This window comes from Bacillus sp. FSL R10-2780, from assembly GCF_038006125.1.
GTDB classification, from domain to species: domain Bacteria; phylum Bacillota; class Bacilli; order Bacillales; family Bacillaceae_G; genus Bacillus_A; species Bacillus_A cereus_U.
Genome location: NZ_JBBOUQ010000001.1, coordinates 3087198 through 3107618, shown reverse-complemented (window position 1 = coordinate 3107618; position 20421 = coordinate 3087198). Strand labels below are relative to the sequence as shown.

The window sequence follows — 20421 nt, the reverse complement described above, 5'->3', positions numbered from 1 at the left end:
TTTTGTACAATGGGGGAAATTCCAAGTCATACAAAGTGGACATTGCGTGACAAGTATATAGTAATCACTGGTGCAACAAGTGGTATTGGATTAGCGGCAGCTAAGGCATTTGCGGAGCGCGGTGCCAAGCTAGGAATCATTGCACGTAACGAGGAAAAAGCGAATGCTGCTATTGCTCAAATTAAGGATGTAACGAATGGGGATGTGATGATAGATCTATTTTTAGCTGATATGGCTTCCCAACAATCTATACGCCGGGTAGCTACTGATATTTTAGAAAGGTGTCCGAGAATAGATATATTAGTGAATAATGCTGGTGCTTTATTTCAAACAAGGCAGCTTACGGAGGACGGTTTGGAGATGACTTGGGCGGTAAACCATTTAGGTCCATTCTTACTCACAGATTTGTTGTTGGAGCGTTTAAAAGAAAGTGCTCCTGCTCGTGTCATTACCACTGCATCTCACGGTCACAAAATGGCTAAAAAGGGAATTGATTTCGGTGATCTAGATGCAGAACAACTGTATCGCGGTGTTAAGAAGTTCATGGGCGGTCCTACAATGCGTTATGCGCAAACAAAACTAGCTAACATTTTATTCACCTTTGAATTGGCACAGCGGTTGGAGGGAACGGGTGTTAGTGCATACAGCTTCGATCCAGGGCTAGTGGCTACGAATTTCAACCAGGACAATGGTCTAGTTGCTCGCTTAACTATGGCAGCAATGAAACCTTTCTCTCGTACACCCGAGAAAGGTGCTGAAACTCTAATATGGCTAGCAGAATCAAGTGAATTTACTGATCATAGTGGTTATTACTATGCCGATAAGCAAATAGGAAAAATGTCTGAAGCTGCCTTGGATAAGGATGCCGCAAAACGTCTATGGGACATTAGTGAAAAACAGACAGGAGGATAAAAGAGTAGCCAGTATATGTTCAGATGGTTATGCTGAATAGTTTTTTACTCTTAAGTGAAAAGTAATCTTGGGGGTGATTGTAATGAGTAAGAAAGTGAAAACAGACCATTCTAGATCAAGCTTAGGTTCTCCGGAAGTGGAAGGACAAGGAACGACTACGCATGAAACGGGTTCTTATAAAGTACCTTCATCAAATAAGAAGCAGAAACGAAGTTAAACATAAAAAGGGAGTCATGGAGACTCTCTTTTTTAGGTGAATAGTAAATGAATATATATCAGACTTAATTTTAATATATAGATATAAAGAAGGAGTGCGACAAAAATAGGAACGTGTGAGATCCTATGTATCCATTTTTCATTCATAAAAGGCGAAAAGAATCCAATTCTTTTCGCCTTGTTTAGTTCATCCATATCCTGTCGATACTAAAAAGTAGTTATTTTTTCAGTAAGCGAAACGCTTTCTCTGTATTAGCAAAATGCACTTTCACAAACTCAGGTAGTCTTTCTTTACCGACTTTTTGAATTAATTTAGCAGCGGCAATATCAACTTGTTTACCAGCACCTTTTGGAAGTGGCATGCCAGCTTTTTTGCTTAGTTCATCAAATTGTTTTACGAATGAGTAACGAGCTAAAATGGAAGCAGCAGCTACTGCTAAATGGACACTTTCTCCTTTTGTAGCGAAGTAAACATCTTCACGTTGTACCTGTTTTTGTTTCGCTAAATATTTATAGTATGTATCAGGCTGTGTAAATTGGTCGATTAAGATGCCTTCTGGTTTTGTAGGTGCTATTTTCGCTAGTAAGTTTGTAATTGCCTTATTATGTAGTAAAGCTTTTAGTTTACCTTGGTTGTTTCCTTTATCAAATAGCTCATTATATTTTTCATTATGAAGAACGAGAGAGCTATAAGGAACAACGTGAAGGAGTTGTTTTGCAATTTCAGCAATTTGAGCATCATTTAAGTTTTTGGAGTCTTTTACACCGAGTTCTTTTAAAAGTGGAATTTGCTTTGCATCTACATATACAGCAACTACTGTCATCGGTCCGAAGTAATCACCAGTACCTACTTCGTCTGATCCTAGAATAGACATTGTGCCGATGGAAGCGGGCGGCGCATAACGATGTGAATTGACCGATTTTTTTACAGCTGATTTTGGTGTTTGAGAGACAGTTTGCCAACGAGAAGCTTCTGCTTCAGCACGTCCACCTTGAAACATCACTTTTCCTGATTTATAAGCTGTAATTGTGCAAGATGGAACTTTTGCCATAAAGATACCGCCTTGCGGAATTTTGGGGCTAAGTGCTTGTTTGTATTGTTGTTTCATGTCTTCAATTACTGTAGAACTTGTTTGTATTACGATAGAATTTGACAAAATGGTCGCTCCTTTTTTATGTTGTTATTTTTATCATATCGGATTGTTCTTTCTGTTTCCATATTATGATGGTTCATGGTATGATAAACTTTAGGATTCTGTACGTGATTGGAGGCCGGTGAGTTGTCACAACAAAAGGGAAATAAAAGTCGAATTAATGTAGAAATATATGGTCAACAATATTCAGTTGTTGGCGATGAAAGTACAAGTCATATCCGCATGGTAGCAGCGATTGTGGATGATAAAATGCGCGAACTCAATGCCAAGAATCCTTCGCTTGATACGAGTAGACTAGCGGTATTGACGGCGGTAAACGTCATACACGATTACATAAAATTAAAAGAAGAACATGAGAAATTGAAAGAAAGTATGACACAAAAAGGAATTGAATAAACATGATTGATATTATTATCATTTTATTGCTTGTTATGGGATTCTTCCTCGGTTTACGCAGAGGATTTATTTTGCAACTTGTAAAGTTAACAAGCTTTATTATCGCATACCTCGTTGCATACTGGTATTGTAAAGATTTAGCGCCAGCACTTGCGAAAATTATTCCGTATCCATTTGATAAGAATGTTTCTGTTCCAGAATGGATAGATGCGAATAATATTGAGGGTGTCTTCTATCAAGCAATTGCGTTTATTGTATTATTTATTATTACAAAAATCGCACTTTCACTACTTGGTAATTTACTGAATATGTTTGCAGAAATCCCAGTTTTAAAGCAAGTCAATGCGGTTGCTGGGGCACTTCTTGGCTTTTTAGAAGTGTATATCATTCTGTTTGTCTTAATTATTGTTGGATCAATTCTTCCAATTGAACAAATACAAACACCATTACAAAAATCATCAATTAGCAAAATAATTGTAGACGATACACCGATTCTTTCTGAAAAGGTGAAGGAACTATGGCAGACAGGTAGCAGAGTGTAACTTCTCTTTTTTCGGAAAGAGAAGTTTTTTTCTATGAAAGAAAGGCGGGGCAATGATGAAAGTGAATAAAAAACAAGTTATCAAATTACTAGAGACAATCGGCCTGTTTATGGAACTAAAGGGCGCAAATCCATTTAAAATATCTGCATTCCGTAAAGCGGCGGCAGCGCTAGAAAGTGATGACCGTAGTCTTTCTGAAATTGAAGATTTCACAAAGATTCCAGGTATCGGAAAAGGAACGGCAGCAGTTATTCAAGAATATATAGAATCGGGAACATCTGAAGTACTACAAGAACTTGAAAAAGAAGTGCCAAGCAGTTTATTACCACTATTAAAACTACCAGGCCTTGGTGGTAAGAAGGTGGCCAAGTTATACAAAGAACTTGGTGTTGTTGATATGGAAACGTTAAAAGCTGTTTGTGAAGAAAACAAAGTACAAGCTTTAGCTGGATTTGGTAAGAAAACAGAAGAGAAAATATTAGAAGCAATTGATCAAGTAGGCTCTCGTCCAGAGCGTTTACCAATTGCGATGGTATTGCCTATTGCCGGGGAAATAGAGGAGAAATTGTCGAATGTTGCTGAAATAATCCGTTTCTCACGTGCTGGTAGTTTACGCCGTGTTCGTGAGACAGTGAAGGACTTAGATTTCATCATTGCAACGACAGAGCCAGCAGTAGTACGTGAACATTTACTACAATTTGATAATATGATTGAAGTGATTGCAAGTGGAGATACGAAAGTATCTGTTCGTCTTCAATATGAATATGATATTTCAATTGACTTCCGCTTAGTAAAACCAGAAGAATTTATTACAACTCTTCACCATTTCACAGGATCAAAAGACCATAACGTAAAAATGCGCCAAATTGCGAAAGATAGAGGCGAGAAAATTAGTGAGTACGGTGTAGAAAACTTAGAAACAGGTGAAGTGAAAACATTTGAAACGGAAGAGGATTTCTTCGCTCATTTCGGTCTTCCATTCATCCCACCAGAAGTGCGTGAAGATGGAAAAGAAATTGAATTAATTAAAGAGTATCCGAACTTAATTCAGTTCTCTGATATACAGGGTGATTTACATATGCATACAACGTGGAGTGACGGTGCTTTTTCAATTGAGGAAATGGTACAAGCATGTCGTGCTCGTGGGTATAAATTTATGGCAATTACTGATCACTCGCAATACTTGAAAGTAGCGAACGGTTTAACGAAAGAGCGTCTTCGTGAACAAGCGAAAGAAATTGAACGTATGAATGAAAAGTATCCAGACATTACAATTTTGCGCGGAATCGAAATGGACATTTTACCAGATGCGACACTTGATTTTGATGATGAAGTATTAGCAGAACTAGATTATGTCATTGGAGCCATTCACTCTAGCTTCTCACAAGACCGTGAAACGATTATGAAACGTCTTCGCACTGCACTTGAGAATAAACATGTGACAATGATTGCCCATCCGACAGGACGTCTTCTTGGGCGCCGTGAGGGTTACGATGTAGATACAGATTTATTAATCCAGCTCGCAAAAGAAACAAATACAGTTTTAGAATTAAATGCAAATCCAAACCGTCTAGATTTAAGTGCGAAATTATTAAAACAAGCACAAGATGCTGGTGTAAAAGTAGCGATTAATACGGATGCTCATACACTTGAAATGTTAGAAGATATGGAAACAGGTGTAGCGGCAGCACGTAAAGGTTGGATTCAAAAAGATAACGTGATTAACACATGGGATATTGAACGTTTATTAGACTATATTAAACGTAATAAGTAACACAAGGGGGACCTGCAACATGTTAGAAAGAACGTTGCGTGTATTAGAATACAATAAAGTAAAAGAACAATTACTTGAACATACAGCATCTTCACTTGGTCGTGATAAAGTGAAGAATTTAGTGCCAAGCACAGATTTTGAAGAAATTGTGGAACTGCAAGAAACAACGGATGAGGCAGCGAAAGTTATCCGTTTAAAAGGACATGTACCACTTGGAGGGATTTCTGATATTCGCTCAAATGTTAAGCGTGCGAAAATTGGAAGTATGTTAAGTCCGCATGAGTTAATCGAAATCGCAAGTACGATGTATGGTAGCCGCCAGATGAAACGATTTATTGAAGACATGGCTGAGAATGGCGTAGAGCTTCCAATTCTAGAAGGACATGTCGCGCAAATTGTATCTTTATATGATTTAGAAAAGAAAATTACAAACTGTATCGGTGACGGCGGTGAAGTAGTCGATAGCGCAAGTGACAAATTGCGTGGTATTCGTAACCAAATTCGTACTGCGGAAAGCCGTATTCGTGAGAAATTAGAAAACATGACGCGTTCTTCAAACGCACAAAAAATGTTATCAGACGCAATTGTAACGATTCGTAACGAACGTTACGTAATCCCAGTAAAACAAGAATACCGCGGCGTATATGGTGGTATTGTTCACGATCAATCTGCTTCTGGACAAACGTTATTTATAGAACCGCAAGTAATCGTGGAATTAAATAATGCGCTTCAAGAAGCACGTGTGAAAGAAAAACAAGAAGTAGAACGCATTTTAATGATGCTAACAGAAGAAGTAGCAGTGGAAGCTGATATCGTTTTATCAAACGTAGAAGTAGTTGCAAATCTTGATTTTATTTTTGCGAAAGCTCTTTATGCGAAGCGAATTAAAGCGACGAAGCCAATCGTAAATAATGAACGCTACATGGATTTAAAACAAGCACGCCATCCGCTTATTGATCCGGAAATTATCGTGCCAAATAACATTATGCTTGGTAAAGACTTTACAACAATCGTTATTACAGGACCGAATACAGGTGGTAAAACAGTTACACTGAAAACAGTCGGTATTTGTGTCTTAATGGCGCAATCTGGTCTTCATATTCCGGTAATGGATGAATCAGAGATATGTGTATTTAAAAACATCTTTGCTGATATCGGTGATGAGCAATCGATTGAACAAAATTTAAGTACATTCTCTTCTCATATGGTAAACATTGTAGATATTTTAGAAAAAGCTGATTTTGAAAGTTTAGTCCTATTTGATGAATTAGGTGCTGGGACAGATCCGCAAGAAGGGGCTGCACTAGCAATTTCAATTTTGGATGAAGTATGTAACCGCGGTGCTCGCGTTGTTGCAACGACGCATTACCCAGAATTAAAAGCATATGGATACAATCGTGAGCAAGTTATTAATGCGAGCGTTGAGTTCGATGTGAATACATTAAGCCCAACGTACAAATTATTAATCGGTGTACCAGGACGTAGTAACGCCTTTGAAATTTCGAAGCGTCTTGGTTTGTCTGATCGCGTTATTGATCGCGCTCGTAACCATATTAGTACAGATACGAACAAAATCGAAAATATGATTGCAAAGCTAGAAGAAAGCCAAAAAAATGCAGAGCGCGAACGAAAAGAAGCGGAAGAACATCGTAAGCAATCTGAAAAACTTCATCGTGAATTACAGCGTCAAATTATTGAATTTAACGATGAGCGCGATGAAAAATTATTAAAAGCGCAAAAAGAAGGGGAAGAAAAAGTCGAAGCTGCGAAGAAAGAAGCAGAAGGCATTATTCATGAACTTCGTCAATTGCGTAAAGCGCAGCTTGTAAATGTGAAAGACCATGAGCTTATTGAAGCGAAGAGCCGTCTAGAAGGGGCAGCGCCAGAGCTTGTGAAGAAACAAAAAGTAAATGTGAAAAATACAGCGCCGAAACAACAATTACGACCAGGTGATGAAGTAAAAGTGTTAACGTTCGGTCAAAAAGGTCAATTGCTTAAAAAAGTAAGTGATACAGAGTGGAGCGTACAAATTGGTATTCTGAAGATGAAAGTGAAAGAATCCAATATGGAATACATTAATACACCGAAGCAAACTGAGAAAAAAGCAGTCGCAAGTGTGAAGGGTAGAGATTATCACGTGTCGTTAGAGCTAGACCTTCGCGGTGAACGTTATGAAGATGCAATGATGCGCGTTGAAAAATATTTAGACGATGCACAGCTTGCAAGCTATCCTCGTGTGTCAATTATTCACGGTAAAGGAACAGGAGCGCTTCGCCAAGGTGTACAAGATTACTTGAAGAAACATCGCGGCGTGAAAAACTACCGCTACGGTGACATGGGCGAGGGAGGCCTAGGCGTAACAGTTGTCGAATTAAAATAGCAAACAACCAAACAAAAGGGGAAACCATTATATGTTTATGGACAAACTTGCAAAAGTATTGTTAGCTTGTTGCGGAATATTTTTGGTAATTGGGGTTATTTATTTAGTTGTTTTTGCGAAGTAAAGGAGCGTCAATCTTGGCATAATGATATTGCCATGGATTGACGCTTTTAATCTATAAGAAAAGGAATAAAACATGAAAATCAACCAATACATAAGCGAAGTAAAATCCTGCTCAAGACGCGAAACAGACCGTCTTATTAAAGCAGGACGTATCGCGATTAACGGTGAAATTTGCACGCACGGTACAATCGTGAGCGATGGTGATATTGTAACGATTGATGGACAGGTTATTGCAAAAGAAGAGAAAGAAAAGGTGTATATTGCCTTTCATAAACCAGTCGGAATTACTTGTACAGCAGCGGATCATATTGAAGATAATATTATTGATTATATCAATTACCCAGAGCGAATCTTTCCTGTTGGACGATTAGATAAAGCGTCGGAAGGGCTTATTCTATTAACGAATGATGGCACGATTGCCAATCAAATTTTACACGGTGATCATGAGCACGAGAAAGAATATGTTGTCACTGTCGATAAGCCTTTTACAGATTGGTTTATTGATGAGATGTCCAGCGGTGTAAAGATTAAAGATGGAATGACGAAGCCATGTGAAGTGACAAGAGTCGATCAATCAACATTTCGCATCGTTTTAACACAAGGGATGAACAGGCAAATTCGTAGAATGAGCCGTGCTTTCGGGTTTACTGTAACAAAGTTGAAGCGAGTTCGCATTATGAATATAGAGCTAAATGAGCTTGGAGTAGGAAAATGGCGAGACATTACAGCTGAGGAATTAGAAATATTAATAGGGCAGTTATAGGGAGAAAAGTTTTCTCCCTATATTTTTTTGTCAGAAAAAATAAAACTATTGATTTTTTAGAAAATAGCCCATATAATAAAAAACAACAAGTTTCGACAAAATATTTTATAAAAGTAATGATGAGGACATGAGTTGTTTTTGACGATTCTCAGAGAGGGAAGCCTTAGGCTGTGAGCTTCCTAATACGGAAAGACAAACTTACCACCTCTAAACTTCAAGAGTGAACTGCATGATGCATTGTAATTCTTGGCGGATAAAACCGTTATCAATTTACACGAGCTATAAAATGAGCTTATTTCGTTATAAATTCATTTTATTAGAATAAGGGTGGAACCACGATTTCAACACTCGTCCCTTTGTTAGGGACGGGTGTTTTTTGCGTTCTTTTATAGGGAAGTATGCTTGAAAGAGGATATGTGACGGACTTTAATTCAGAATATTTTGTTAATCGGATAATTATTTAGGAGGTTAGTAGAAATGAAATCATCTTTAAAGTTTTCTGAGATGTTTGCAATAAGCTTAATGTTATTTGCACTATTTTTCGGTGCAGGTAATATGATTTTCCCACCAGCGTTAGGGCAAGGTGCTGGAACAGATGTATGGATCGCGTTATTTGGCTTTATCGTAACAGGTGTAGGACTGCCTTTATTAGGAGTTATTGTTATAGCTCTAAAAGGGGATATTAATGAGTTAGCAGGACGTGTACATCCTGTATTCGCGCTAATTTTCATTACTGCAATTTATTTATGTTTAGGCGTATTTGTTAGTGTACCACGTACAGGAACTGTTGCTTATGAAATGAGCATTGCACCATTTTTACCAAGTGCGGTAGCTGGTCAGGCTTATCCACTTGTCATCTTTACACTTATTTACTTTGCGGTAACGTTCTATTTAGCTTTAAATCCTTCGAAATTAGTAGGGCGTATTGGTAAAGTATTAACACCAATTTTATTAGCTGTTATAGCAATTATCGTAGCGAAAGCAATTATTACGCCAATGGGAGAGTTTGGTGCACCGACAGAAGCGTATAGTGCCCCGCTCTTTAAAGGTTTTATTGATGGCTATTTAACTTTAGATGGACTTGCAGCACTCGTTTTCGGAAATGTTGTCATTAGTGCTTTAAAAGCAAAAGGTATTACAAATAAGAACAGTATTGCGAAAGTAACAATCTTTGCAGGATTTATTGCAGCACTTGGTTTACTTCTTGTTTATTTGGCGCTTGCTTACCTTGGTGCTTCTAGTGTTTCACTTGGAATGGGAGCAAACGGAGGGATCATTTTAACAAACGTCGTAAATCATTTATTTGGTAATTACGGAATGTTATTACTAGGCATCGCAATTACAGCAGCATGTTTAACGACTTCTGTAGGTATTGTTGCAGCTTGTGGAGAATATTTCTCTTCGTTATTACCGAAGCTTTCTTATCAAAAAGTTGTTTTCATTTTTTGTGTATTAGCATTTATGGTAGCGAATCTTGGTTTAACTCAGTTAAATGCATTAGCATTGCCAATTTTAATTGCAATTTACCCAATTGGTATCGTACTGATCGTATTATCACTCGTTGAAAACTACGTTCGTCTTCCATTAGCGATGTATGTAGGTGGTATTGTAGGATCATTTGCGATTAGCTTCTTTGATGGATTACACAATGCAGATCTTCAAATTGCTGCACTAACACCTATTTTAAATAAAATCCCATTATATAGCGTAGGGATTGGTTGGTTAGTTCCAGGTATGATCGGTATAGGAATTGGTTATATAGTTTCTAAGTTTCAAAAGCAAGAAATTGCTGTAGAAAAATAGAGAAAAGAGGCTTTCTATGAAAGGAAGCCTCTTTTTTTGTAGAAAAAGCCGTATATAAAAAAATTTAGATATTAAAAAAAATATACGTAATATAGTTGACAATAAAATTAGCATTAGGCTAAGATTGACTTAGTTGTGGAAATATTGGAAGGGAAGTGAGGGGAGCAGGGGAAGAGGTTTTCTATGACTATATCATTTTTGGAAGAAGAGGTGATAGAACAATAGAATTAGGTAGTTTATTTTTTTTGTGGTCTGTTGAGAATGATAATCAGTAAAGGGATTGAATTATTTTAGAGTGCTTTTTATAGGGAATATAGAGGGATATTATATTTTTTGACCTTTAGTGAGAATGATAATCAACGATACTTACATTACATAAAGTAATGACAATGAAATAAAGGTAGAAGAGATTATTTTTTTCTTATAAATTGAGAATAATTATCATTTTCAAATTATAAAACGAAAGATAAACAAGGAGGAAGTAAGCAAAATGAGAAAGTTTTCAGTATTACCCGCATTTATTATAACGTTAGTATGTATGCTAGCTTTTCTCGTAATACCATCTGGACAAGCCTCAGCAAAATTAGCTGATGGTACTTACGATATTAACTACGTTATCAAAAAGGCGGAAGATGATTCAGCTTCAATGGCAAATGATTATTTTGAAAAACCAGCTAAGTTAATTGTAAAAAATGGTGAGATGAGAGTACAAGTTCCAATGAATCATAGTGCTTGGATTACAGAATTTAAAGCACCAGAGAATGGTAATTTCGTTGATTCAAAAGTAATTAGCAAAGACGAAGCAGCAGATAAAAGAACGGTTGAATTTAAAGTTGATGATTTATCTAAACCGTTAGGAGTAAAAATTCATGTTGTTGTACCAAGTGCAAACTACGACCATCATTACACAGTTCGCTTTGCGTTTGATGCGAATGTAAAAGCTGTAGGCGGCGATAACAATGTAGCTGCTGCAACAAAAAATAATGATGAAACTAAAAAAGATACACAAGTAAAAGAAGAGAAAACGAAAGTAGATAACAAAGAAACAAATAAAGATACAAAAAAAGAAACAAATGAAAGTGGAAAAGCTGAAAAAATAGATAATCCAAAAACAGGCGACGAAGCACGTATCGGATTATTTGCAGCGTTAGTTTTAATCTCAGGTGTTTTCTTAGTTCGTAAAGTGAAGTTAAGTAAATAAATTTTAAAAAGGAGAGTCATTCTATTGAACAGGTATTTAAAAATTGTTGTTGCAATGTTTCTAACGATTTTTACATTCGTATCAACGCTACAACCACTTGCAGTTCAAGCAGCTACAACTTTAGCTGACGGTGAATATTCAATTGGTTTCAAAGTTTTGAAAGATACATCAGATGAAGAATCAATGATGAATCAATATTCTATAAGCCCGGGGACTTTGAAAGTGAAGGATGGGAAAAAGAAAGTATCCTTTACGTTAACGCATAGTTCATGGATTACGAAGTTTGAAACAGAAAAAGGTAGTCAATTCGTTGATGTAAATGTAGTTAGTGAAGATACAGAGAGCGATACAAGAGTAGTAGAATTTGATGTAGAAGATGTAGAGAAAATATTAAATGCGAAAGTAAAAGTTGATATTGATGCTTTTAATTATCATCATTACTATGACATTCGTATTTCATTCGACCAAAATAGCATTACACCAATTCATGTAGAAAAACCAGATGAAAAAGAGGACCCAGCTAATAAGCCAGATCCAAATGAAAATCCGGATCCAAGTCAGAAGCCCGACCAAAAGCCTGACTCAGATCAACAACCAAATTCTAACACAATTAAAGATGGTGCGTACAGCATTCCATTTAAAGTGTTAAAAGATAAAACAGATGAAGAATCTAAAATGAATACTTATATGGAAAATCCAGGGGTATTGAAAGTAGAAAATGGTAAGAAAAAAGCGATTGTAACGCTAAAAAGTAGCTCATTAATTAAAAATTTCCAAACGGAAAAAGATGGTGCATTTGTTGATGCAAAAGTAGTGAGTGAAGATAAAGAAAAAGATACAAGAGTCGTAGAATTTGAAGTAGACGGTTTATCTAAAAAAATAAATACAAAAGTATTTATTGAGATGGCATCAAGAAACTACAAGCAAACGCATGACGTACAACTTTTATTTGATCAAGAGAAACTTGAACCAATTAAAAATGAAGAGAAACAACCGGATGAAGATAAAAAGCCGGATGCTGAAATAATTAAAGATGGTGCGTACAGCATTCCCTTTAAAGTGTTAAAAGATAAAACAGATGAAGAATCTAAAATGAATACTTACATGGAAAATCCAGGAGTATTGAAAGTAGAGAATGGTAAGAAAAAAGCAATCGTAACACTAAAAAGTAGCTCATTAATTAAAAACTTCCAAACGGAAAAAGATGGTGCATTTGTTGATGCAAAAGTAGTGAGTGAAGATAAAGAAAAAGGTACAAGAGTCGTAGAATTTGAAGTGGATGATTTATCTAAAAAAATAAATACAAAAGTATTTATTGAGGTGGCATCACAAGGTTACAAGCAAACGCATGACGTACAACTTTTATTTGATCAAGAGAAACTTGAACCAATTAAAAATGAAGAGAAACAGCCAGATGGAGATAAGCAACCAGATGGAGATAAGCAACCAGACGGAGACAAGCAACCAGACGGAGACAAACAACCAGATGGAGATAAACAACCGGATGCTGACACAATTAAAGATGGTGAATACAGTATCGGTTTTAAAGTGTTAAAAGATAAAACAGAAGAAATTTCAATGATGAACACATATACGAAGAGCCCAGGCGTATTGAAAGTGAAAGATGGCAAGAAGTATGTATCCTTCACATTAACGAATAGCTCATGGATTACAAAGTTTGAGTTTGAGAAAAATGGTGCGTTTGTTGATGCAAATGTATTAAATACAGATACGAAGGCTGATACAAGAGTAGTGGAAGTAGAAGTAGATGATTTATCGAAAAAATTAGATGCAAAGGTGAAAGTGGATATTGATTCAATGAATTATCATCATTTCTACGACATTCAATTTGCATTTGATAAAGATAGCATTCAGCCAGTAGATAACCAAGGTGGAAACGATAACCAGGGTGGAAACAATAACCAAGGTGGAAACAATAATCAAGGTGGAAATGACAACCAAGGCGGAAATAATAACCAAGGTGGAAATGACAACCAAGGCGGAAACAATAACCAAGGTGGAAACAATAACCAAGGCGGAAATAATAACCAAGACAATAACACAACAATTGATCCAAATGCTCTTAAAGATGGTGAATACAGTATCGGTTTTAAAGTGCTAAAAGATAAAACAGACGAAATTTCAATGATGAACACATATACGAAGAGTCCAGGCGTATTAAAAGTGAAAGATGGTAAGAAATATGTATCCTTCACAGTAACGAATAGCTCATGGATTACAAAGTTTGAGTTTGAAAAGAATAGTTCGTTTGTCGATGCGAAAGTATTAGGTACAAATAAAGAGCAAGATACAAGAGTAGTGGAAGTAGAAGTAGACGACTTATCGAAAAAGTTAAATGCAAAAGTGAAAGTGGATATTGATGCGATGAACTACCATCATTTCTATGATATTCAATTTGCATTTGATAAAGGTAGTATTAAAGCTTTAGGTAATCAAGATGGAAACAACATTCCAGGCGGAAACGATAACCAAGATGGAAACAATAATCAAGGCGGAAACGATAACCAAGGTGGAAGTAACAACCAAGATGGAAACAATAATCAAGGCGGAAATAATAACCAAAATGGACACATAACAGTCGATCCGAAAAATTTAAAAGACGGTCAATATGATGTTGCTTTTAAAGTGTTAAAAGATAAAACGGATGAGATTTCAATGATGAATCAATATGTTGTAAATCCAGCTAGATTAACAGTGAAAGATGGTAAGAAATATGTTGCGATGACACTGAAAAATAGTGCGTGGATTACGAAGTTCCAAACAGAAAATGCTGGTGCATTTGTTGATGCAAAAGTAGTGAGTGAAGATAAAAATGCAGATACGAGAGTAATAGAGTTTGAGGTTGATGATTTATTTGCGAAATTAAATGCGAAAGTAAAAGTAGATATTGATTCAATGAACTATCATCATTTCTACGACGTGCAAATTCAATTTGATACAAATAATATTGGTGCAGTAGGAACTATTAAAGAGGATCCGAAAAACGATCCGAAGAATGATCCGAAAAATCCAGTGATTACACCGAAAGTAGACAATGCAAAAACAATCGGTAATCCTGATTTCAACCGAAATGCAGACGGTAAGAAGCAAAATGAAAATGCGAAGAATGATGTGAAAAAAGAGAAAAACTCAAAAACAGCAGATACAGCACAGATTGGAATGTATATGTTGCTATTACTAGGATCACTTGCTTTCTTAGTTCGTAAATATAGAGCAGGTAGACTGTAAAATTTGGAGTCTTGATGCATGGTTTCATGCATCAAGACTCGTTTCATATTGTACCGAAAGGAGTGGTGATTGAGAGTGAAGAAAATCACGAGTGTATTCATGGCTATCATTCTTTTATTTAGTATAGCTGGGTGCTCATCACCCAAAAAAGAAACGGCAAAAAAGGTAAAGAGCAGTAGTGAGGAACGTGTTATTGCAACGACAGTTGCTGTGACTGAAATTATGGATGCATTAGAAGTAGATTTAGCAGGTATTCCTACAAGTTCTAAAACTTTGCCAAAGCGCTATAAAGGTTTACCTGAAGTTGGGAATCCGATGAGTCCTGATATGGAAAAAGTAAAATCAATGAAACCATCAGAAGTATTATCTGTTACGACGCTTGAATATGAGTTGAAGCCAGTTTTTAATGAAGCAGGCATTAAGGCAAACTTTTTAAATTTAACGAGTTTAAAAAACATGCAAAATTCAATTACAGATTTGGGTAAAACATATGGGCGTGAGAAACAGGCTGAAGCAGTCGTAACAAAGTTCGATAAAAAAGTTGCAGACATTCAAAAACAAGTGAAAGGGAAGAAAGAACCGACAGTCCTTATTTTACTTGGAGTACCTGGAAGTTATTTAGTTGCGACAGAACACTCCTATATTGGGGATTTAGTAAAACAACTAGGTGGTAAAAATATCGTACAAGGTGAGAAAGTAGAATATTTAGCTTCTAATACAGAGTACTTAAAAAAAGCTGATCCAGATATTATTTTACGTGCAGCGCATGGTATGCCAGATGAAGTTGTGAAAATGTTCGATAAGGAATTTAAAACGAACGACATTTGGAAGCATTTTGCCGCAGTTAAAAATAATAGAGTGTACGATTTAGAAGAGCGCTTATTTGGAACGACGGGGAATTTAGCAGCTATTGAAGCCTTAGATGAATTAAAGAAAATGATGTATCCATGATGCATGTATAGATAAAGGAAGATTGAGATGAATAAAAAAATTTGGAGTTTCTTCATCGTCACAGTATTACTAGTTATTATGACTACTGTATCCGCTGTGAAAGGTAGTTTAGAAATAGGTGTCATTGATCTTTTTCAAGGTATATTTACAGGGACAAATGAAGATGTTGAAGTCATTAAAGATTTACGTTTCCCGCGCATCATTATTGCACTTTTCACTGGAGCGGCGCTTGCTGTTTCTGGTGTGCTTTTCCAAGCAGTTATGAAAAATCCACTTGCGGATGCTGGGGTTATCGGGATATCTTCAGGGGCCAGTTTTATGACGCTTGTTATCATTACGCTATTCCCTCAGTTCTTTTTCTGGACACCACTATTCGCGTTTTTAGGCGGTGCGTTTGCTTGTTATCTCGTTTATGCGTTTTCTTGGAAATCAGGTTTAAGTCCGCTGCGTATCATTTTGATTGGTATAGCGATAAATGCGATGTTTACTGGTTTAAATGAATCTTTCGTTACGATTTGCGGATATTTCATTAAAAGTATTAAGCAGACGACAACATCTAATATAACGATGAAGACATGGGGCGATGTGGAAGTACTTGTTACATATGGATCAATCGGCCTTATACTTGCACTGTTTGTAGGGGCGTGGTGTAATTTATTATCTCTACAAGATAAAACGGCTAAAAACCTTGGACTTCACGTGACGAGGGTACGCCTTATTATTTCTGTCATTGCTGTTCTTTTAGCAGCTGTATCAACTGCAATTGCGGGTGTTATCGCTTTCGTTGGATTACTTATCCCGCATATTTCAAGGCAACTGGTTGGATCAGATCATAAAGTACTTATTCCATTTTCAGCCCTTGCAGGTGCGTTATTAATTTTAACGGCAGACACAATTGGTAGGCTAATCGTACCGCCTAATGAAATTCCAGCGGCGACGATTATGGCAGTCATCGGTGGTCCGTTCTTAATATTCTTGCTTAGAAAGAGTGATCGAGTTCATGGAAATTAAAAATGTAACCTTTTCTTATGATAATGTAACGGATCGTTTAAAGTCTGTTAGTAGTGAGATAGAGGTTGGAAAAATTACAACAATTATTGGTCCAAATGGTTGTGGGAAATCAACATTACTAGGTGTTATGTCGCGAAATCATGATCCCCGTAGCGGAGAAGTAATGCTAGATGGGAAAGCTATTAGCCAGTATAAGCCGAAAGAGTTTGCTAGAAAGCTAGCGGTCGTTCATCAGCAAAATGAGGCGCCAGCAGATATTACAGTTGAAAAATTGACGAGTTTTGGGCGTATGCCATATAAAAATATTTTTTCTACACAAACGGATGAGGATAGCGAAGCAATAGAAAGAGCATTGACGTGTACGAGACTACAAGATAAGCGTGATAAGCCAATACATGCATTATCTGGTGGGGAAAGGCAACGTGTTTGGATTGCGATGACTTTAGCGCAAAATACGCCCATGCTGTTTTTAGACGAACCAACGACGTATTTAGATATTTACTATCAGCTTGAAATATTAGAGTTAGTGAAAGAGTTAAATGAAGTACATGGTTTAACGATTGTTATGGTATTACATGACATTAATCAAGCAATCCGTTATAGCGATCATATTATCGTTATGAAAGATGGAGAAATTGTGATGAAGGGTAAGCCAAGTGAAGTCGTAACGGAAGATATGATCAAGACGATATATGGTGTAGACGTTGTTGTAAAGCACGATGAACATACAGGATTGTATATGGTGCCAATGGGTATTTGATAGGCGACTAAATCCCTTTGGTAATCCGTTTTGAGGTGATAATTTGAGCGGCAAGAAAGAAAAGAAAAAGAATTCCTTTTTTCAAAGAATACTTACAGTTGCTTTTTTAGGTATCTTTTTCTACTCCGTGTATGAATTAGGCGGGATGTTCATGGATTACTATGAAAATCGCAAAGTAATGGCTGAAGCACAAGATATTTATCAAAGGAGTCCGATGGAAGAAAAATCATCAGATGGAGCAGTACGTTCACAGTTCCAAGCCTTACAAAAAATTAATCCAGAAATAGTTGGTTGGATTACGATGGATGATACGCAAATTAATTATCCGATTGTTCAAGCGAAAGATAATGATTACTATTTGTATCGTAATTATAAAGGCGAGGATATGAGAGCAGGAAGTATCTTCATGGATCATCGTAACGATGTGAAATCTCAAAATCGAAATACGATTCTATACGGACATCGTATGAAAGACGGTTCTATGTTTGGGAGTCTAAAAAAAATGTTAGAAGAAGATTTCTTTATGTCTCATCGCAAATTGTATTACGATACTTTGTTTGAAGGATACGATGTAGAAGTATTTTCAGTATATACAACGACAACTGATTTCTATTATATTGAAACGGATTTTGGAAGCAACGAGGACTATGCATCTTTTCTAGAAAAAATTAAGGAAAGATCACTCTATCAAACAGATACAAAAGTGACAGCGGATGATCAAATTTTAACACTTTCTACATGTGATTATGCACTGGATCCAGAGGCTGGTAGACTAGTCGTGCACGCGAAGTTGGTGAAAAGAAATTGAAAAAAGAAAAGGTATAGAAGTAGAGAAGATATATTACTTCTCATACTTCTATACCAATTATTAAAACCGAAGTTATTGAGCCGCAGCAATTGGCATACGAACAATTTTAACATCATAGAATGAGATTTTATTATCGATAATAAAATCTGGTAATCCACCACGGTGTGAATGCGCATCTTTAAAGGCCGTACTCTTTGTCCAACCTTGGAAATCCTCTTTTGCATTCCAACGAGTGCTAATCGTTACTTCATCATAATCAACTGTATTTTCAGTTAGAAGAACTTCTAGTCCTAAGAAACCAGGCATCGTTTCAACTTTACCTACTTTATTAAAGCGCTCAATTAATTTATGTGCGTCACCCTTCGTAATTTTAGATGTATTTGTAACAATAATCATTTCTTTATTCCTCCTATAAATCTATCATTATTTTCATCGTTTCATATACATTAAATGATAGTGAAAATCATTATCATTGTCAATGGTAATGATAAAATATATAAGTTTTTTTTCGATTAAGCGAGAAGATGAGCTAGTTGTACGAGCAAAGCAATAATATGGTATAGTGAAACGAGACTTTTTTTCAGCCTCGTTTTTTACATTGCTTCCTACTAATTAGAAAGCATTCAAATGGAAAGGAAGACATTACATGCGATCCGAAGTAACTATAAAAATAAAACCGAAGTTTATAAAAGAAATTAAAAGTGGATATCCACTTATTTTAAAAGATGCTATTCAAAATTTAAATGATGTACGTGAAGAAGGAACAATCATCAACGTAGTAGATGAGAAGAACCAATTCATTGGAAAAGGCTATTATGGAAAACAAAATAAAGGGTATGGTTGGATTTTAACGAGAAAAGAGAAGGAGGAAGTGAATCAATCTTTCTTTGAAAGTAAAATCAAATCTGCTTTACATAAACGAAAAGATTTTTATAAATCAAATGATACAACAGCATTCCGTGTGGTAAACGGTGAGGGTGACGGTCTTGGTGGCTTAATTATCGATTATTATGACGGCTATTACGTAATTAGTTGGTATAGTGAAGGGATTTATACTTTCCGTGATGAGATTGTAGCAGCGCTTCAAAAAGTAGCAAACTTCAAAGGGATTTATGAGAAAAAACGTTTTGATACGAAAGGAAAGTACATTGAAGGTGATGATTTCGTAACAGGAGAGCGCGGTGAGTTCCCACTTATCGTAAAAGAGAACGGTGTAAACTTTGCTGTATATTTAAATGACGGGGCGATGGTTGGTGTATTTTTAGATCAACGTAACGTTCGAAAACAAATTCGTGATAAATATGCAAAAGGAAGAACAGTTTTAAATATGTTCTCTTATACTGGAGCTTTCTCTGTATTTGCAGCACTTGGCGGCGCAAGTAAAACAACAAGTGTTGACCTTGCAAATCGTAGCTTAAGTAAAACGATTGAGCAGTTCAGTGTAAATGAAATTGATTATGAAGCACAAGATATTATTGTAGAAGATGTATTTCTATATTTCAAATATGCAGTTAAGAAAAAGATGAAGTTTGATATGGTGGTACTTGACCCTCCAAGTTTTGCACGCTCAAAAAAATATACGTTCAGTGCGGCGAAAGATTATAAAAACTTATTAAAAGAAACAATTGCGATTACAGAAAATAACGGTATTATCGTTGCTTCTACAAATTGTAGCGCATTCGATATGAAAAAGTTTAATGGATTTATCGATACAGCATTCAAAGAAATGAACGGTAAATATAAAATATTAGAAGAACATTCTTTACCAGAAGATTTCCGTACAATTGATCAATTTAAAGAAGGAGACTATTTAAAAGTAGTTTTCATCGAGAAAATTAAAGGGTAATAAAGAAAAAGGAGCTCAAGTTTAAATGAGCTCCTTTTCTTATTGAATGATATTTTGGACTCTGCCAACTTGCCCGTCCTGCAATCGTACTTTAATGCCGTGCGGATGAGAGGGTGAGTTAGTTAAAATATCTTTTACAATTCCTCTTGTTAGCTTGCCTGTACGTTGATCTTGTTTTAACACAATATCAACCGCAAGACCTGGCGCGACGTTAGATCGTTTTTGCCCGCTCATTTATACACCTGTACGTCTACGTTGGTTGTTTGTTTTCTTCGTTTGTTGGTTTTGTAATTTTTTCGTTTCTTGACTTTGACTTCCATTATTTGAGCCGTTTCCATTTCCTTGCTTTTTCTTTGCAAGTTGTTCGCGCATTAAATCAGCTAAGCTTACTTTTTTGTTTTCTGACATGATAAGTCTCCTTTATATAAAGTTAATTATGAACAATAGTAGTGAATTTCATCATATCATTGTTAAGGAAGGAAGGGAAGTTGGTTTGAAAATTCATATAATTGTACCAACTAATTTGCAGTTG

General features: G+C 36.2%; 19 protein-coding genes and 1 other annotated feature. Of the genes, 15 read left to right on the top strand and 4 right to left on the bottom strand.

Annotation, left to right across the window (positions count from 1 at the left end; translation table 11 throughout):
- Nucleotides 1–9: 9 nt before the first annotated feature.
- Together NSQ47_RS16205 and NSQ47_RS16200 are read left to right on the top strand one after the other, a co-directional pair.
- The gene (locus NSQ47_RS16205) at nucleotides 10–912 is read left to right on the top strand and encodes an SDR family oxidoreductase (protein WP_341037381.1); all 903 of its coding nucleotides are present in this window, start codon (nucleotides 10–12) and stop codon (nucleotides 910–912) included.
- Nucleotides 913–994: 82 nt separating this feature from the next.
- A complete protein-coding gene (locus NSQ47_RS16200) occupies nucleotides 995–1129 on the top strand; it encodes a YuzL family protein (RefSeq protein WP_002112167.1) in 135 nt (44 codons plus the stop codon).
- Between the two features lie 217 nt (nucleotides 1130–1346).
- Here the strand turns inward: NSQ47_RS16200 and rnhC are convergent, their stop codons facing one another.
- Complete coding sequence (gene rnhC / locus NSQ47_RS16195) at nucleotides 1347–2285, bottom strand: ribonuclease HIII (RefSeq protein WP_204208444.1); 939 nt, start codon at nucleotides 2283–2285, stop codon at nucleotides 1347–1349.
- A gap of 123 nt (nucleotides 2286–2408) precedes the next feature.
- On the opposite strand from rnhC, the gene zapA reads away from it, so the two are divergent.
- The 12 genes from zapA to srtB all read left to right on the top strand — a co-directional run bounded on the left by zapA (nucleotide 2409) and on the right by srtB (nucleotide 18043).
- Entirely contained in the window at nucleotides 2409–2678 is a 270-nt protein-coding gene (gene zapA, locus NSQ47_RS16190; RefSeq protein WP_002112165.1) for a cell division protein ZapA, read from the top strand.
- Nucleotides 2679–2680: 2 nt separating this feature from the next.
- Complete coding sequence (locus NSQ47_RS16185; protein ID WP_002015450.1) at nucleotides 2681–3220, top strand: CvpA family protein; 540 nt, start codon at nucleotides 2681–2683, stop codon at nucleotides 3218–3220.
- 55 nt (nucleotides 3221–3275) lie between these two features.
- A complete protein-coding gene (gene polX, locus NSQ47_RS16180) occupies nucleotides 3276–4994 on the top strand; it encodes a DNA polymerase/3'-5' exonuclease PolX (RefSeq protein WP_070129045.1) in 1719 nt (572 codons plus the stop codon).
- 19 nt (nucleotides 4995–5013) lie between these two features.
- Nucleotides 5014–7374 carry an endonuclease MutS2 gene (locus tag NSQ47_RS16175; protein WP_341037379.1) on the top strand — a complete coding sequence of 787 codons (2361 nt, stop codon included), beginning with the start codon at nucleotides 5014–5016 and terminating at the stop codon, nucleotides 7372–7374.
- 196 nt (nucleotides 7375–7570) lie between these two features.
- Complete coding sequence (locus tag NSQ47_RS16170; protein WP_341037378.1) at nucleotides 7571–8260, top strand: 23S rRNA pseudouridine(2604) synthase RluF; 690 nt, start codon at nucleotides 7571–7573, stop codon at nucleotides 8258–8260.
- A 107-nt stretch (nucleotides 8261–8367) separates the two neighbouring features.
- Nucleotides 8368–8619 (top strand) — a binding site (T-box leader).
- 118 nt (nucleotides 8620–8737) lie between these two features.
- On the top strand, nucleotides 8738–10063 hold the full coding sequence (gene brnQ6, locus NSQ47_RS16165; protein WP_341037377.1) for a branched-chain amino acid transport system II carrier protein BrnQ6: 1326 nt from the start codon (nucleotides 8738–8740) through the stop codon (nucleotides 10061–10063).
- Between the two features lie 490 nt (nucleotides 10064–10553).
- On the top strand, nucleotides 10554–11264 hold the full coding sequence (gene isdC / locus NSQ47_RS16160; protein WP_002160288.1) for a heme uptake protein IsdC: 711 nt from the start codon (nucleotides 10554–10556) through the stop codon (nucleotides 11262–11264).
- A gap of 24 nt (nucleotides 11265–11288) precedes the next feature.
- Nucleotides 11289–14513, top strand: coding sequence for an NEAT domain-containing protein (locus NSQ47_RS16155; protein WP_341037376.1), 3225 nt, complete (start codon nucleotides 11289–11291; stop codon nucleotides 14511–14513).
- A 69-nt stretch (nucleotides 14514–14582) separates the two neighbouring features.
- Complete coding sequence (gene isdE / locus NSQ47_RS16150; protein WP_078179641.1) at nucleotides 14583–15464, top strand: heme ABC transporter substrate-binding protein IsdE; 882 nt, start codon at nucleotides 14583–14585, stop codon at nucleotides 15462–15464.
- 27 nt (nucleotides 15465–15491) lie between these two features.
- Entirely contained in the window at nucleotides 15492–16475 is a 984-nt protein-coding gene (locus NSQ47_RS16145; RefSeq protein WP_016106299.1) for a FecCD family ABC transporter permease, read from the top strand.
- Entirely contained in the window at nucleotides 16465–17235 is a 771-nt protein-coding gene (locus tag NSQ47_RS16140) for an ABC transporter ATP-binding protein (protein WP_341037375.1), read from the top strand. The genes NSQ47_RS16145 and NSQ47_RS16140 overlap by 11 nt, the downstream gene beginning before the upstream one ends.
- Nucleotides 17236–17278: 43 nt before the next feature.
- Nucleotides 17279–18043, top strand: a complete 765-nt coding sequence (gene srtB / locus NSQ47_RS16135) for a class B sortase (RefSeq protein WP_341037374.1) — start codon at nucleotides 17279–17281, stop codon at nucleotides 18041–18043.
- Nucleotides 18044–18115: 72 nt separating this feature from the next.
- Here the strand turns inward: srtB and isdG are convergent, their stop codons facing one another.
- Nucleotides 18116–18439 (bottom strand): heme oxygenase, encoded by a 324-nt coding sequence (isdG, locus tag NSQ47_RS16130; protein WP_002112144.1) that lies wholly within the window; start codon nucleotides 18437–18439, stop codon nucleotides 18116–18118.
- 250 nt (nucleotides 18440–18689) lie between these two features.
- Between isdG and NSQ47_RS16125 the strand changes: the two genes are divergently transcribed.
- Nucleotides 18690–19889: a class I SAM-dependent rRNA methyltransferase gene (locus NSQ47_RS16125; protein ID WP_341037373.1), complete on the top strand. Its 1200-nt coding sequence runs from the start codon at nucleotides 18690–18692 to the stop codon at nucleotides 19887–19889.
- A gap of 39 nt (nucleotides 19890–19928) precedes the next feature.
- Here the strand turns inward: NSQ47_RS16125 and NSQ47_RS16120 are convergent, their stop codons facing one another.
- Together NSQ47_RS16120 and NSQ47_RS16115 are read right to left on the bottom strand one after the other, a co-directional pair.
- A complete protein-coding gene (locus NSQ47_RS16120) occupies nucleotides 19929–20123 on the bottom strand; it encodes a YwbE family protein (RefSeq protein ID WP_002160297.1) in 195 nt (64 codons plus the stop codon).
- Nucleotides 20124–20297 (bottom strand): hypothetical protein, encoded by a 174-nt coding sequence (locus NSQ47_RS16115; protein WP_002015431.1) that lies wholly within the window; start codon nucleotides 20295–20297, stop codon nucleotides 20124–20126.
- Between the last annotated feature and the right edge of the window lie 124 nt (nucleotides 20298–20421).

What these genes read in the sequence shown, in the direction of transcription:
- NSQ47_RS16205 (WP_341037381.1), top strand. Translation starts at nt 10, where the DNA reads ATGGGGGAAATTCCAAGTCATACAAAGTGGACATTGCGTGACAAGTAT.
- NSQ47_RS16200 (WP_002112167.1), top strand. Translation starts at nt 995, where the DNA reads ATGAGTAAGAAAGTGAAAACAGACCATTCTAGATCAAGCTTAGGTTCT.
- NSQ47_RS16185 (WP_002015450.1), top strand. Translation starts at nt 2,681, where the DNA reads ATGATTGATATTATTATCATTTTATTGCTTGTTATGGGATTCTTCCTC.
- polX (WP_070129045.1), top strand. Translation starts at nt 3,276, where the DNA reads ATGAAAGTGAATAAAAAACAAGTTATCAAATTACTAGAGACAATCGGC.
- NSQ47_RS16175 (WP_341037379.1), top strand. Translation starts at nt 5,014, where the DNA reads ATGTTAGAAAGAACGTTGCGTGTATTAGAATACAATAAAGTAAAAGAA.
- NSQ47_RS16170 (WP_341037378.1), top strand. Translation starts at nt 7,571, where the DNA reads ATGAAAATCAACCAATACATAAGCGAAGTAAAATCCTGCTCAAGACGC.
- brnQ6 (WP_341037377.1), top strand. Translation starts at nt 8,738, where the DNA reads ATGAAATCATCTTTAAAGTTTTCTGAGATGTTTGCAATAAGCTTAATG.
- isdC (WP_002160288.1), top strand. Translation starts at nt 10,554, where the DNA reads ATGAGAAAGTTTTCAGTATTACCCGCATTTATTATAACGTTAGTATGT.
- NSQ47_RS16145 (WP_016106299.1), top strand. Translation starts at nt 15,492, where the DNA reads ATGAATAAAAAAATTTGGAGTTTCTTCATCGTCACAGTATTACTAGTT.
- NSQ47_RS16140 (WP_341037375.1), top strand. Translation starts at nt 16,465, where the DNA reads ATGGAAATTAAAAATGTAACCTTTTCTTATGATAATGTAACGGATCGT.
- isdG (WP_002112144.1), bottom strand. Translation starts at nt 18,439, where the DNA reads ATGATTATTGTTACAAATACATCTAAAATTACGAAGGGTGACGCACAT.
- NSQ47_RS16125 (WP_341037373.1), top strand. Translation starts at nt 18,690, where the DNA reads ATGCGATCCGAAGTAACTATAAAAATAAAACCGAAGTTTATAAAAGAA.
- NSQ47_RS16120 (WP_002160297.1), bottom strand. Translation starts at nt 20,123, where the DNA reads ATGAGCGGGCAAAAACGATCTAACGTCGCGCCAGGTCTTGCGGTTGAT.
- NSQ47_RS16115 (WP_002015431.1), bottom strand. Translation starts at nt 20,297, where the DNA reads ATGTCAGAAAACAAAAAAGTAAGCTTAGCTGATTTAATGCGCGAACAA.